At 46.6% G+C, this 14,050-nt stretch carries 11 protein-coding genes; 3 read left to right on the forward strand and 8 right to left on the reverse strand.

The annotated features are described in order from the left end of the window. Nucleotides 1–28 precede the first annotated feature (28 nt). From uvrC to FKV70_RS15870, 4 genes are all read right to left on the reverse strand, one after another. Complete coding sequence (gene uvrC, locus FKV70_RS15855; protein ID WP_142613450.1) at nt 29–2,077, reverse strand: excinuclease ABC subunit UvrC; 2,049 nt, start codon at nt 2,075–2,077, stop codon at nt 29–31. A 165-nt stretch (nt 2,078–2,242) separates the two neighbouring features. Further along, nucleotides 2,243–2,560, reverse strand: coding sequence for a thioredoxin (gene trxA, locus FKV70_RS15860; RefSeq protein WP_010347861.1), 318 nt, complete (start codon nt 2,558–2,560; stop codon nt 2,243–2,245). A 125-nt stretch (nt 2,561–2,685) separates the two neighbouring features. Then, nucleotides 2,686–3,633 (reverse strand): primosomal protein DnaI, encoded by a 948-nt coding sequence (dnaI, locus tag FKV70_RS15865; protein WP_063209503.1) that lies wholly within the window; start codon nt 3,631–3,633, stop codon nt 2,686–2,688. Between the two features lie 97 nt (nt 3,634–3,730). After that, nucleotides 3,731–5,245 carry a replication initiation and membrane attachment family protein gene (locus FKV70_RS15870; protein WP_142613451.1) on the reverse strand — a complete coding sequence of 505 codons (1,515 nt, stop codon included), beginning with the start codon at nt 5,243–5,245 and terminating at the stop codon, nt 3,731–3,733. A 344-nt stretch (nt 5,246–5,589) separates the two neighbouring features. On the opposite strand from FKV70_RS15870, the gene hemQ reads away from it, so the two are divergent. Further along, nucleotides 5,590–6,369 carry a hydrogen peroxide-dependent heme synthase gene (gene hemQ / locus FKV70_RS15875; RefSeq protein WP_013372883.1) on the forward strand — a complete coding sequence of 260 codons (780 nt, stop codon included), beginning with the start codon at nt 5,590–5,592 and terminating at the stop codon, nt 6,367–6,369. Nucleotides 6,370–6,487: 118 nt separating this feature from the next. On the opposite strand, the gene FKV70_RS15880 is transcribed toward hemQ, so the two are convergent. After that, on the reverse strand, nt 6,488–7,678 hold the full coding sequence (locus FKV70_RS15880; RefSeq protein WP_063209507.1) for an NAD(P)/FAD-dependent oxidoreductase: 1,191 nt from the start codon (nt 7,676–7,678) through the stop codon (nt 6,488–6,490). Nucleotides 7,679–7,914: 236 nt separating this feature from the next. Here FKV70_RS15880 and FKV70_RS15885 point away from each other — a divergent pair, with 236 nt between their 5' ends. After that, on the forward strand, nt 7,915–8,919 hold the full coding sequence (locus tag FKV70_RS15885; protein WP_063209510.1) for an NAD(P)/FAD-dependent oxidoreductase: 1,005 nt from the start codon (nt 7,915–7,917) through the stop codon (nt 8,917–8,919). A 159-nt stretch (nt 8,920–9,078) separates the two neighbouring features. Here the strand turns inward: FKV70_RS15885 and sda are convergent, their stop codons facing one another. Both sda and FKV70_RS15895 read right to left on the reverse strand, forming a co-directional pair. Continuing rightward, entirely contained in the window at nt 9,079–9,222 is a 144-nt protein-coding gene (gene sda, locus FKV70_RS15890; protein ID WP_023990158.1) for a sporulation histidine kinase inhibitor Sda, read from the reverse strand. Between the two features lie 270 nt (nt 9,223–9,492). After that, entirely contained in the window at nt 9,493–10,149 is a 657-nt protein-coding gene (locus FKV70_RS15895) for a YheC/YheD family protein (RefSeq protein ID WP_142613452.1), read from the reverse strand. A 220-nt stretch (nt 10,150–10,369) separates the two neighbouring features. On the opposite strand from FKV70_RS15895, the gene FKV70_RS15900 reads away from it, so the two are divergent. After that, on the forward strand, nt 10,370–11,905 hold the full coding sequence (locus FKV70_RS15900) for a Ppx/GppA phosphatase family protein (protein WP_142613453.1): 1,536 nt from the start codon (nt 10,370–10,372) through the stop codon (nt 11,903–11,905). Here FKV70_RS15900 and ppk1 read toward each other — a convergent pair. Next, nucleotides 11,865–13,973, reverse strand: coding sequence for a polyphosphate kinase 1 (gene ppk1, locus FKV70_RS15905; protein ID WP_063209515.1), 2,109 nt, complete (start codon nt 13,971–13,973; stop codon nt 11,865–11,867). The two genes, FKV70_RS15900 and ppk1, sit on opposite strands and share 41 nt — an antisense overlap. Nucleotides 13,974–14,050 lie beyond the last annotated feature (77 nt).

The following is a 14,050-nucleotide window of genomic DNA, read 5'->3' on the forward strand; positions in this document are numbered from 1 at the left end:
TATAATCTAAAAAAAGAGGAGCCGTATCCTACGACTCCTCTTCCCGAAGGGCAGCTATAATCTGCCGAGCAAGCTTATCCCCAATAGAGAGAGGCCGGAAGTCTTCGACGCTGGCCTCTCTTATTTTTTTGAGCGATCCAAAATGCTTAAGCAACAACTTACGCCGTTTCTCTCCGATGCCCGGAATGGAATCCAACTGGGAAGTTACCATTGATTTGCCGCGCTGCTCGCGGTGGAACGTAATGGCAAAACGGTGAACCTCATCCTGAATCCGTTGCAGCAGATAGAATTCCTCGCTATTGCGTGCAAGTGTCACGGCCTCTAATGTTTCCCCCCTCAGTAGTTGGGAAGTTCTGTGTTTGGCGTCTTTCACCAAACCACATACAGGAATAAACAATCCTAATTCATTTTCCAATACATCGGTTGCCGCTTTTATCTGTCCACGTCCACCATCGACAATGATCAAGTCGGGACGCTCCAGATTTTCCTTCAGTACACGTTCATATCGACGCCGAATAACCTCGCGCATCGTTTCATAGTCATCGGGTCCCTGCACAGAACGGATCTTGTATTTTCGATACTCCTTCTTCGCAGGCTTGCCGTCAATGAATACGATCATAGCTGAGACTGGATCGGAACCCTGAATGTTGGAATTATCAAACGCCTCTACCCGATGCAGACTATCCAGCCCAATGGCACGTCCCAGATTGCTTGCAGCTTTGGATGTCCGCTCTTCATCGCGCTCGATCAGCTTAAACTTCTCATCCAATGCAACACGTGCATTTTCCGTCGCCATACCCGTCATTTGCTTTTTCAGCCCACGCTGTGGCACAAGTACTTTTACATCCAACCATTCAGCCAGAGCGAGAGCTGCCGCAGATGGGTCCTCCAATCCACCGGATAGTTGAGTTTCTGTTTCTGGTTCTGTTTCTGCATAAGATGCTCGTGCATCGGCTACCCGCAGTGGGTCAGCAGAAAGGTCTGACTCCGTTTGTAATGCTTTCTCATCTGTAATCCCGGTAGTTCCCGCTGTAGTTGCACTGTAAAGTTCAGTATCTGCTGCGATCGGTTGATCCACATCCGTCAATTTTTCTTTCATCAGCTTAGAAGAATCCGGCAACAATATCTCCTGCGGCACTGCCGGGTTGTCACTGTAATATTGCGTCACATAGGACATAAAATCGCTGTACGCTTCACCATAGAAAGGAAAAGTCGACATATGACGCTCAATCATTTTCCCCTTGCGGACATATAGGATCTGTACACACATCCAGCCCTTATCTACCGAAAAGCCAAATACATCCCGGTCCTTCGCATCGGAGGTGGTAATTTTCTGCTTTTCCATCATTGCGTCGATGCTAATAATCTGATCCCGCAGCTCCTTGGCACGCTCAAAATACAATTCCTCTGCGGCCTCCTGCATTTTGCGCTGAAGATCCTTTTTAATCTCCTCATGCCCTCCGCTTAAAAAGGAACCAATCTCCTGACTGATCTGGTCATAGGTTTCCTTCTCGACCTCTTTCACACAAGGTCCCAAGCACTGATGCATATGATAATACAGACACACCTCTTTTGGCATTACACCACACTTGCGTAACGGGTACATACGATCCAACAGCTTTTTCGTCTGATGTGCCGCATATGAATTGGGGTAGGGTCCAAAATATTTCGCTTTATCTTTCAGAACGCGACGGGTTACCTCCAGCTTGGGGTGTGCCTCGTTCGTAATTTTCAAGTACGGGAAAGTTTTATCATCCTTCAACAGCACGTTATAACGTGGTTGGTGCTTTTTAATAAGGTTGCACTCCAGAATGAGCGCCTCCATATTGCTGCCTGTAACGATATATTCAAAATCACGAATATCGGCAACTAGTCGCTGCGTCTTGCCATTATGGCTACCTGTAAAATAGGAACGGACCCGGTTTTTCAACACTTTGGCCTTGCCGACATAAATGATGGTGCCTTCGCTGTTTTTCATCAGGTAACAGCCTGATGCATCCGGCAGCAATGCTAATTTGTGCCGTATATTCTCCAGCGCCTTCTCCTGGTTCTGCAAGTCCTCCGCATAGGATTTCATTCGCCCGGTTCCTCCTTCCATTCTTAATTCTTAATAACTGCTCCATCACTACTTATATTATATAGGAATAATGCACAAAAACGCCCCCGGTATATATAACCGGAGGCATTAACTGTTCATGGCGCTCCACCAAGCCCCCATAGGAGCATGGGTTACATTCCATGATTATTGGTGTTTGGTAAGCATGCTTTTCAATGCTTCTTTGGAGTTCAAACCTACCACTTTATCAACAGGCTGTCCGTCTTTGAAGACGATCAGGGTAGGAATACTCATTACGCCGAAACGGGAAGCAGACTCTGGATTTTCATCCACGTTCACCTTTGCGATTTTGACACTATCGCCAACTTCTGTGGACAGATCCTCCAGAATTGGAGCGATCATTTTGCAAGGACCGCACCATGGCGCCCAAAAATCAACCAAAACGGTTCCTGTGCCTTCGACTTCTGCGTTGAAGGATTGATCGGACACGTTAACAATTGCCATTGTATATTCCTCCTTTATAGAAAAGTCAAGATTATTATAACCTGTAATGTCTGATTCGACACCTTTTAATTATATCACAATAGTTTTTTAATTGTAAGATATCAAAAGAGCAGATGAATGAACGCTTAACCTCGCTGATTTTTCCCCTTAACGGTAATAACATCTACAAAAGGACGAATCCGGTCCATCAAGCGTTGTCCCTTGTACATTTCCTCTCCGTCTTTGCTTGTAAAGCTAAGATGCTTCTCTAGCCCTTGCAGTGAGTAGTTGGAAGTATAGAAGGTCGGTTTGCGGTTCATTCGGTAATTTAAAATGGAGCCCATTACATGATCCCGTACCCATGGACTCAAATTTTCAGCACCAATATCGTCAAATACGAGCAGATCACAATTTTTAAGCATTTCGGTCGTTTCCTTAAGCTTCTGCCCATCCTGTATCATGGACTTTAAGTCCTCCACAAAATCAGGCATGTACACAATCACACCGTTAAAACCCGATAGAGCTAACTCGTGTAGCAGATAGCCCATTAAAAAGGTTTTACCCGTACCAAACGTACCTTCCAGGTATAGCCCTTTTTTTAACAAGCCTTGGCTTTTAGTTTCTTCAATATAGCGGAATACTTGATTAACTGCAGGTACTCGCTGCAAATCCTTGCGCGCAATTTCAACGGCATTATAGCCTTCCAACAGCGCACGCTCATCCACATAAAAGCTTTTAATTCGCTGACGCACCCGTTGTTCATGCTGGGAAGAAACCAGCTTGGCACACGGAGTCCGAATGTCCACAATTTCCGCTGTTCCATTGGGGTACTCCACGCCCAGCTTGCAAAAGTGACCCTGAAAATCGTTAGGACACCGTTCCAGCCCCGGACAATTGTCGCAATTTCGACGATCCCGGGTATACTGAAAGAGCATGCTCATATTAAGTCGCAATTGCGTTTCGTCCACATCAGGGTGTGCAGCGCAAAATTCCTTCACCAGCGGATCATTTAGAACCTGATCGGCTACACTGCGAGTGCGTTGGCGAAACGAAGGGTTCTGCATCTGCTGAAGCAAATCACCGAGTGATTCCAAGAACGCTCCTCCTTTCTAAAATGTGCAGAGTTATGGAGCGGGAGATACGCTCCGCTGACGGCCGCCATAAAATCGACACATTATTGAATTGGCTTCGCTACACCTTTTTTTGTTTGCCGGATTGCATTCGTTCGGCCAGGCGGAGCAGTTCATCCAGCTCTTCCTCGGATACGGTTTCCTCGGAAGGCTGATCTTGTACGATCGGAATAGATGGCTTGGCAGGACCATTATTTTTGGCATACGTGCGGGATCGGCCCCCGGAAGCAGCAGTAGACTGTTTTCCTTTTACCTTGGCTTGATCCCTTATATATTGAACGGCTTTTTCGTAAGTGTTTATCTGCTTTAGCAGCATGTTGGAGGCAACGGCCTCGACAAAGTTGCGGTTAATCCGCTGATCGCTCCCCGATACGAGCAGTGACATTAAATAATGGATCAGCACATTGATGACTTCACCAGGCAGCTTATAGCTGATATCAATCTTCTCGAATATATCCAGCAGGTTACCGGGAACCGTGCCGGGGAAAAAGGTTTGCAGCAAACGGCGATAAGGCTCGTTGCGCAGCATCATGTTATATTGGTGAATGTCACACTTGGCCGTAAACTGTGGTGGGACCTCTACATAAAACTCCATCTCCACAGCCTGCTCTGCAGGTGGTTCTTCAGGTATGGAAGTTTCCCTCTGGCGCAGAGCAACCACCTTGGCGGCCTGCACCTGCTGCTCCTCCTGACGCTTCCGTTCCTGCCTGGAGTGCTGGCTAGCCCGAAGCTGAAGCTCGTCGAGCAGCAAGTCGCCTGCTTCGGTAAAAATGCCGTCCTCATCCAGCAAGCGGCTGATATCCTGTACAGAGAGGTCAAATTTGCGGACCACGTAATTGACCATACCTAATTGCTCGTGTTCAAACCGAAGACGCTCCACATGCTTGCGATTGGCAGATTCACGCGGAAAACGAAGAATAATATCAGCATAATTCAATGCTTCCTCCGATTCGGACGCTAATGCTCCAGTCTGGCGGCTTGTGGACACCTCGGACAGCGCTTGTTCCAGCTCATAATCGATAACATGGGTGTTCAGTTCAAACAGCTCATAAAACGGAACCGAAATATTCTCTTTATTATAGGAAGATTGCGACCATTCGCTAGATTCCCTGCTCCACAACGATTCTCTCAGAGAAAGCACTGCAAACTTACCGATTTTGTCTCTCAACAAAAGGGTGAGGTGCTGCGTTCTGAAAAATTCAGCAGGTGCAAGCGGCGGCTGCATCTCATATTCATACATATAATCGTCCGTTTCGGGTGCATACAGCCTGGACGTCTGCAACAGACCGACAGCCTCCAGCTTGGAGGTCTGCTCAATCAAATACTTGCGTCCCTTCTCACTTGGCTCCAGTCCCAGTGTCAGAAAAAGTCGACGCTGTTGTTCCAACGGCGAATAACCGATCTGTCCGACTGGCACATGCTGGAACAACAGTCGATATAGACTGACCGCAAATGCGCCTACCATCGGCTGATAGACACTTCCCAGCATCAATTCATCCAACGCGCTCAAGCCAAATTCCCGATAAACGCAGTAGCGGTGGTTCTCAGTATAGTGCAGCAGGTTTTTCATCCGCATTCCGACATTCTTCCTTTCCTGACATAACGTTCTCCAAGATGTTTTTCTATTCTATCATACTTGCCCTCGGGTGGGACCAACAAAATAAGGGCAATTGTCCTCCTTTTTGGCAGCCGCATTCGTCCGAGTTCTTCTTTTTTCGAGAATACTAACTATTTTATGACTTTTGTGACCTGCATCATGGAAAAATAATATTCTTCACACTTCTTTCATTGGTGAAAAGCTCCAAATTGAGCTACAATATAATGGTTAAACATCACGTATTGGATGCAGGAACGATATACAGAAGTACACATATTTCGGCTAAGCCGATTACATTTACAGATCTTAAAGGAGTGTAGATCGTGAATCAACATCAACCTCAACAAACCCCAGCAACACCCAACGAAGTAACTTCCACATTGGAAGGCTGGTATGCACTTCACGATTTCCGGTCCATCAACTGGACGGCATGGAAAACCGCAGACGATGAAGAGCGCGCAGGAGCACTGGACGAGCTTCAAGAGTTTATGAAGGAATGGAGCGTGACCGAGGAAGCAGGTCTGGGCAGCTCGGCCGTCTATACTATAGTCGGACAAAAGGCTGATTTTGTTATGCTGCACCTGCGTGAAACGCTGGAAGACCTTAATAAATTGGAAAATGAATTTAACAAAACAACCTTCGCCAAATATACGACCAAAACTTATTCTTATGTAAGTGTGGTAGAACTGAGTAATTATTTGAGCAAGGAAGAAGATCCAATGCAAAATCCACAAATTGTCGCACGCCTGAAGCCTGTATTAAACAAGGCTCGTTATATTTGTTTCTATCCAATGAACAAGAAACGTGATCTGGACGACAACTGGTACATGCTTTCGATGGACGAGCGTCGTACCCTGATGCGCAGCCATGGTTTAATTGGACGCAGCTATGCTGGCAAAGTAAAGCAAATCATTTCAGGCTCCATCGGCTTTGACGATTGGGAATGGGGCGTAACATTATTCTCCGACGACGCACTTCAATTCAAGAAGCTAATTTACGAAATGCGTTTTGATGAAGTGAGTGCCCGTTACGGTGAATTCGGCTCCTTCTATGTCGGCAGCGTGTTGAACGAAGAAACATTTGAAGACATGCTGAAGCTGTAAGGCCCAATAATAGAAAAGAAGAGCAAAACAAAAAAGGTCTCCCGGCTCTACAAGAGTCGTGGAAACCTTTTTTTCTGCTCTTATTACTTTTTGGTGTATCTTGACTACTTGCCTGAGATTAGAAAAACCGCCCTTTTTTCAGTACCAGTGGAATGCCGCCAATGATGAACAGGTAGCGGAGATCCACAATTTTTTTCAATTGTGCAGCCACCCAACCTTTGATTTTGCGTTTACCCACTACAGCCACGGCTTCGCCTTTCCCAAGTGAGGCAACTGTGCCCTTGTTGGAGAATACGAACTTGTGCAACTCCTTGTTGCGGAGCGTAGCGGCCAGATTCTTGGCACAAAGCACTCCTTGCTGCATAGCAATTTGGGCAGTCGGTGGATAAGGGCGTCCTTCGGGATTAAACATCAGTGAACTGTCTCCAATAATGAAGATATCATCGTGACCCGGTGCACGCAGAAAATCGTCGATTTTCACCCTTCCACGCATCACTTCAAATCCGGCTTTCTCGATCAAACTGTTGCCCCGTATCCCGCCCGTCCAAACGACCGTACAGGCTTCAATCTTTTCACCCTCACCGACAACTACACCATCCTGCAAGCATTCCTTAACAGGTACTCCGATACGGAAGTTAACTCCTTTACGCTTGAGGACATCCATCGCATACTCCACCAGTTCAGGATCAAACCCTGGTAACGCTGTAGGAGCTGCCTCGACGTTAATAATTTGAATTCGGTTAAAATCGATGTCGTAAGCTTTAGCCAGCTGTGGCAGCCGATCCGCCAACTCCGCTACAAATTCAATACCACTAAAACCAGCGCCCCCTACGACGAAATTTAGGCGACCTGGCTTACCGTCATTTTTATACAGGGCCAGTTGGTATTCAATATGCTCACGAATCAAGCGCACAGAGTTAATACTGCGAATCGTCAGCGCGAATTGATCCATCCCCGGAATACCGAATGTCTCCGGCTCCCCGCCTAATCCGATGACCAAATAATCGTAGGATAGCGAGCCATCCTCCAGCACAATCTTTCTCTCCTTTGGTATGATTTCCTTAACTGTTCCTTTGACTAGATCCACCTTGAACTCATCGATTAGCTCCGCAATTGGAATCCTCGAATGCTCAATCGTGTCCGTGCCTGCCGCGGGCATGTGAAGATGAGTCGTAATATAGTGGTAATCATGACGGTTGATTAGCGTGACAGTTGCCTCATTGTGCTTGAGCTCCTTTTGCAATTGCTGAGCCGTCAAGATACCTCCATATCCGGCGCCCACAATGACAATTTTGGGAATACTGCTCATGCGTCTACCCCTTCCAATATCCATAATCATACAATATTCACAGCTTTTCTCTCAACACGGTTAACTTATACTCACCAGAAAGTCTTCATCAAATTTTAATCGCTTTAACTTTGCAAGAAGAACCCAGCAGTTTATAATGATAAGCAGTGAATCATACGTTCGGCGGCTATCTGAACCTCTATGCGGCTGATTCAATATCTACAATTCATACTATCCCTTTCGGAGGTGTTTTTAGAGTGACAGCTCAATCCACAGGTGCGGAGATCCGCGATCTGATCATTATTGGAGGCGGTCCAGCCGGTATTTTCGCCGCTTTTTACGGAGGAATGCGTCAGGCATCCGTCACCTTAATTGAAAGTATGCCCCAACTGGGCGGCCAGCTTGCAGCCCTTTATCCTGAAAAATATATTTATGACGTTGCGGGCTTTCCTAAAGTGACTGCACAAGAACTGGTGAACAATCTGGTTCAACAAATGAACCACTTTAATCCAGAGGTGCAGCTAGAAGAGAAAGTCGTTTCGTTAGAGAAGAAGGAAGAACGCCACTTCATCGTAAAAACAGATAAAGGTGGCGAGTATCATGGTAAGGCGGTTATTATTACCGCTGGCGTGGGTGCTTTCGAGCCGCGCAGACTGGAGCTTCCAGGTGCGGAACGTTTCGAAAAAACAAACCTGCATTACTTTGTTAGCGACCTGAGCAAATTTGCAGGCCGGAGAGTGCTAATCAGTGGTGGCGGTGACTCTGCTGTAGACTGGGCCCTTATGCTGGAACCGATTGCAGAACAGGTTACATTGATTCACCGCCGTGACAAATTCCGCGCGCATGAACACAGTGTCGAAAACCTCCTCGCTTCCAAAGTAAACGTGATTACACCAACGGAAATTACAGAATTACATGGAGAAGACACGATTACAAAGGTCACTCTTGCTCATGTAAAAACCAAAGAAACTCAGGAAATTGAAGTGGACGATGTCATCGTTAACTTTGGATTTGTATCCACACTTGGTCCGATTGCTGAATGGGGAATTGAAATCGAAAATAACTCCATCGTGGTCGATTCTCGTCAGGAGACGAATATTCCCGGCATTTTCGCTGCAGGAGACATTACCACTTATCCAGGCAAGCTCAAGCTGATTGCGGTTGGCTTTGGTGAAGCTCCTACAGCAGTCAACAACGCCAAGGTCTATGTGGACCCAGACGCCAAGTTGTCTCCTGGTCACAGCAGTAACATGAAAATGTAGTTAATTTAGACTATGACAAAAAAGGGTATTTTACTCCAGATTTGAATCTCTGGAGTGAAATACCCTTTTTCACGGTGTGCCTATTCGTTGCAGTGATTGTCCGTAAAGCCATCCGAACCCTGAATGACTTTACGGTCGCAGTACGAGAGCTTGTCCGGTCTAATGAAGGACTACGGCTGTATTCATCTCTAGCTTTCTTTTGTGAATTTCAGCCAGCAACAGTGCAATGAAGTCACATTCAAGTTTAAGCTCGATTGCCATCTGATAGGAATCCAAAAGCATTTCATCCGTCAGCATAGCCATCCTCGACACAACCTTTCCTTTTATTTCAAAATCTATTCTATCAAAATACCAAAAACGGAACAAGCGTTCTGTTATCCACAGACAATTGTGGAAATCCTGTGTATAAATTGTTGGTAAGTGTCGTTACCCCTTATATGTGACAGGGGATAATGTGGACAATATTTATACACAGAATTTTGGCGATTAAACGCAAAAAAAATTTTTTTTATGTTTATACAAATATATTAAATTTTAATGGATTTTCAATGAAGAATTTTGAAAAAACATAAATTATTGAGGCCTTGTGTTTACCTCCAAAATCCATATCCGTCCATTCTGGTCAAGCCCGTAATCAAATCCCAGTTGTCCGATCCCGGGAAATCTTCTTTCGAGTATAGGAATACAGCGCTGCGTAAGATTAATGATCTCTCGCCGCTTTCGTGAAGCTAACCGCCGGGGATATATCATCCGAAGCGCCTCTGTTCCTTTCAGCAAGGTTCCCCCCCTGCAGAGATTCGTAATGACCAGTCCAGGACGAGCATGACGCGCTACTACCGCACGAAAATTCCATTTTGGCCCTTCTTTCACGACTTTGACTCGATAGTCAACAGGCCTACCTTGGATACTGGCCAGCTGAATACCTTGCTGAATGAGATACGGACGTTGGATTCGGAGCTTATTGATTCCCGCCACAAGCGCTCTAAAATGGCTGAACCGATGTGTTTGCTCCATACGTGTACAGGTGTAACCCCTACCCTCTTTTGCCACGCGCATGACACCGATTCCTCCGCCGCCTTCCACGGGTTTGATAAATACAAAAGCATGTCGCCGCAGCATCATGCGCAATTGATCTTCACTATATAGACAGGTTTCCGGTATATAAACGGCGGTATGTGAATCATGGAGCAGCGCCTTTGTCTTTAGCCATTTGCTTGCGAGTTGTCTCATCTAATTCTCTCCTTTCGCCGTCAGGTATACTTATACATACTCAACAGGCATGTGCTATTCTTGGATGATTGTCAGGATCATGTGTCTATTTCGACAAGATCATCACGAACGGTAGCATGCACCAGACAACACTGGTACAATGACAATAATCTGAATCCCATTTGGAACGGAGCAGTTGAATTTGCTGACAGATTGTTTCTTTCAACAAGGAGGTCAACTCATGAATAGCAAAATTGGCATCATGGACATTGGCTCAAACTCCATTCGTCTCGTGATCTATGAAATGACAGATACAGGAGCTTATCGAATTGTGCAGGAGTGCAAAGAAGCTGCCCGGCTGAGCGAAAAGGTTGGGGCCAACGGCCGCATGGAACGAGAAGCCATACGCAGCATCGCTCCATTACTGCGCCAGTTTATGGAGGTGTGCCGTATGCACGGGGTTGTTCGAATGCGTGCAGCAGCGACAGCCGCCATCCGCAATGCTGCGAATTCGGATGAAATTGTCCAATGGATTGCAGAAGAGACCAGTTTAACGCTGGAAATACTTAGCGGGGAACAAGAGGGCTATGCGGGTTTTCTGGGCGTAGTGAATACAATGAATGTGAATGACGGAATCATTATTGACATCGGGGGCGGCAGTACCGAAATTACGCTATTCCGTGATCGGACACGACTGCATACGGTTTCATTTCCCTTTGGCGCAGTCAATATGAATTGGCGCTTTGGACGCGAGGTCAAGAACGGCGAATGGTCTCCCGGACAGATTGAGGAAATGGAGAGCTTTGTCCGTTCTTCACTGCAAAACCATGATTGGATCTTCACCAATCCGGGTCTGCCGTTTATCGGGCTGGGTGGAACCCTCCGTACTTTGGCTAAAATCAATCAGAAACGGCGGGATTACTCGCTTCCTGTGACGCACCATTACGAAATGACAACAGAAGATGTCGATTATTTCTATAGCAGTCTGCCCCATCTTCCTTATGAAAAACGCAAAAAAACAGCCGGCCTGTCCAAAGACAGAGCCGACATTATCGTACCGGGTCTCATTATATTAAAAACGATATTTGAAGCTGCTCAAGGCTCCGCCTATTTGGTCAGTGGAGCGGGTCTGCGAGACGGTCTGTTCCATGAGCTGGTCAACGCTGAACAGCCTGTGGTGGCTAATCCGCTGATCGCGTCCATTCGCAATATCCTGTCATTTGCTGTCCCGGTTAGCGAAGCGCATGTCAAGCGGGTTAACGAGTACGCTGTCCAACTTTATGACACCTTAACTGAAGGAACCTCCACAGCTATGGACAAACGTTTGCTACTGACCGCAGCCACTCTTTACAAAACAGGTGCAGCCTTAAATTACTATCACTTCCGCCAGCATTCCGTGTTCTGGATCTTGCACGCGGGCATTGGCGGTTTATCTCACCGGGAAACGGTGCTAGCCGCGCTGATCGCTGATTACCACCCCAAAAACCGGACCCCCCGCTTGCTCCGCACCCATGCAGATATTTTGGAGCCTTCCGATGAAGAACGTGTGCATCGGCTCGGCTCGCTGCTCCAGCTAACCATCGGCATGGATCGCAGCGAATCTGGCATTATCACCAGCATCCATCCCACAACTGGGGACGATGCGCTGCATATTCGTCTGGAAAGCAAGAGTGAACCGATCCTGGAGCAACGGGATCTGGTGGCGGTCGCAAAAGATTTTCAAAAAGCCTGGAATCTTACGTTGTCGTGGTCCATTCTTCCTTCTTCCAGTTTTTAACCTTCATCGCTTCGAATTGGCTCCTGATGGGAGCCTCTTCGTTGTTTCTTGCTACAAATTGATAGTTGCCATTAGGCAAAAGCTGGCGCGCCTTCACATTATCTTTCAAGGATAAGCGTAAAATATCCACCAGCATTTCCTTGATTCGGTCATCATAAATCGGGCACATCAGCTCAATCCGCCGAGTCAGATTGCGTGTCATCCAATCCGCACTAGACAAGAATAACTCCGAATGACCTGCGTTTTCAAAGTAGAACAGTCTGGAATGCTCCAAGAAACGGTCGACAATACTGATAACCCGAATGTTCTCGCTAAAGCCCTCCACGCCAGGGCGTAAACAGCAGACGCCTCGAATAATTAAATCAATCTTTACACCTGCTTGAGAAGCCGCATATAGTTCATCAATCATTTCCTGATTGGATAAGGAATTAATTTTGGCAATAATACGGGCTGGCTTACCTGCAAGTGCTTGCTCCGCTTCCCTGCGGATCAGTTCAAACAGCTTATTTTTCATGCCCGTCGGCGCTACGGTGAAAGCTTGCGGGGTTTTGAGCGCCGAGAAACCCGTGATTTCATTGAACAGCTCAGAGGCATCCTCACCCAGCACCGGATCCGCTGTGAACAATCCGATATCCGTATATACACGTGCTGTGCTTTCATTGTAGTTACCAGTTCCCACATGCACGTATCGTTTGAGCACATTACGCTCACGGCGTACCACCAGAATGATTTTGGCGTGCGTCTTCAAACCGACCAACCCATATACTACATGACAACCAGCTTTTTCAAGCGTACGCGCCCAAGCAATATTACGTTCCTCGTCAAAACGCGCCTTGAGCTCCACCACTACTGTCACCTGCTTGCCCGATTCTGCCGCACGCGCGAGCGCCGGAATGAGCTTCGATTCGCCATTGACCCGGTACAAGGTCATCTTGATCGCCATCACATCCGGGTCCTCTGATGCCTCAATGATAAAATCAGTTACCGCGTCGAATGATTCATACGGATGGTACACAAGCACGTCCCGTTTGCGAAGTACGTTAAAGATATCCTCTTGCGGAGGCAGTTCTTCCGGATACAATGGTTTGATTGCCGGAAATTTCAGATGTGAATATCCCTCCAAATGATCTGCAAAAGACGACAAAAATGTCAGGTCTAACGGCCCATCGATCTCAAACACATGATCGAATAGCTTGAATTCGCGTTGAAGCTCTGTCAGGGCGAAGGGATTAATTCCTTTCTCCACTTCCAGTCTGACCGGTGCTCCCCGCCGTCTTCGACGCAGTTCTTTTTCAATCTCTTCAAGCAAATCTTCGATCTCTTCCTCATTAATGGACAAATCAGAGTTACGCGTCACCCGAAAGGCATGAACTGCCTCGGGAATATATCCGGTGAACAACGTTTGTATATGATGCTTAATCAATTCCTCAATTAAAATAAATGATTTCTTCTTACTATTGGAACGTGATGGCACCGAAACAACACGTGGAATATTGGAAGGCACCTGCACAATGGCAAACAGCGGCTTATCCTCCTCCGTATCCCCCGGGCGGCTCAAGACAACTGCCAAATATACGTATTTATTGTGAACCAGCGGAAAAGGGCGGCTCTGATCGACCGCCATCGGCGTGAGCACCGGAAATATAATTTCATGAAAATATGCATCCAGCGACTTGCGCTGTGTCGTATTTAAGTCATTATATTCAAGCAATAAAAGACCTTTTTTCGTCAATAGGCGAGAAATATCACGATAGGTCCGGTATTGCTCGGATACCATGGAGACGGTGCGCTTGATCAGCCGTTTGTACAAACCGGACGGGGTATATCCCGTAAAATCCTTTTGCATAAAACCCGCCTTGATCTTCTCGCGCGTCTCTGCAACACGAACAGCCATAAATTCATCCAAATTGCTGGACACAATTGCTAAGAATTTAGCTCTTTCCAGCAATGGTGTATCTGCATCCTGTGCCTCCTGGAGCACACGGCGATTAAATTCAATCCAGCTTAAATCTCGATTAAAGTAACGTTCTGACCCGGCTTTATCCTTCTTCTGACTCTCTATCAACATATGGCCTCCATCAATTTCATGCAGTATAGTTACCCTTTATTGTACTATTAGATGAAACGCACTAGCATCACAGAAGT

It is taken from the genome of Paenibacillus ottowii, from assembly GCF_006874425.1.
Lineage (GTDB): Bacteria > Bacillota > Bacilli > Paenibacillales > Paenibacillaceae > Paenibacillus > Paenibacillus ottowii.